Below are 714 nucleotides of genomic sequence, written 5' to 3' on the forward strand. Positions count from 1 at the left end.
CCGGTGTGAACCGACTTACTGAGCCTTGCGGGTGCCGACCACTTCGACGTCCACGCGGCGGTTCGGTTGCTGGCAGGCGATTTGTGCCTTGCGAGCGCCCTTGCACGACTTCGGATCAACCTTCAGCTGGCGCTTGCCCTTGCCTTCCGTGTAGACACGGTTGGCTTCGATGCCCTTGCTGACCAGGTAGCCCTTGACGGCTTCAGCACGACGGACCGACAGGCGGTCGTTGTACTTGTCCGAACCGAACGAGTCGGTGTGGCCAACGGCGATCACGACTTCCAGGTTGATGCCATTCAGCTTCGAGACCAGGTCGTCCAGCTTGGCCTTGCCTTCCGGCTTCAGCACAGCCTTGTCGAAATCGAACAGGGTGTCAGCAGCGAACGTAACCTTTTCGCTCGACACAACCGGAGCAGCCGGAGCAGCCGGAGCAGCGGTCGGAGCAGCAGCCGGGGCCAGAGCGCCGTCGCACTGAGCGTTGGCGGTTGCCGGCGTCCAGAAGCCGTTGCGCCAGCACAGTTCGTTCGTGCCGTTCTTCCAGACCCACTCGCTCGTGCCGTTACCCCAGTTGTCGTTGACGGCCTTCTTTTCGTAGGGCACCGACTGAGCGTAAGCGGACGCAGCCATGGCTACCGCAGCTGCAGCGAACGCGAGCTTGGCAAATTTTTTCATATTTCTCCTCTCAGGATGAGATCACCGCAGAAGACTGCGAGC

At 61.2% G+C, this 714-nt stretch carries 1 protein-coding gene; it reads right to left on the bottom strand.

Annotation, left to right across the window (positions count from 1 at the left end; genetic code table 11):
- Nucleotides 1–15 precede the first annotated feature (15 nt).
- A complete protein-coding gene (ompA, locus tag E2H86_RS25655) occupies nucleotides 16–672 on the bottom strand; it encodes an outer membrane protein OmpA (protein ID WP_004629211.1) in 657 nt (218 codons plus the stop codon).
- Nucleotides 673–714: the final 42 nt, after the last annotated feature.

Source organism: Pseudomonas putida (assembly GCF_004357765.1).
In the GTDB taxonomy this organism is placed as follows: domain Bacteria; phylum Pseudomonadota; class Gammaproteobacteria; order Pseudomonadales; family Pseudomonadaceae; genus Aquipseudomonas; species Aquipseudomonas putida_U.

Bases quoted from the DNA above. Each gene is read 5' to 3' on its own strand.
- ompA (WP_004629211.1), bottom strand. From the start codon at position 672: ATGAAAAAATTTGCCAAGCTCGCGTTCGCTGCAGCTGCGGTAGCCATG.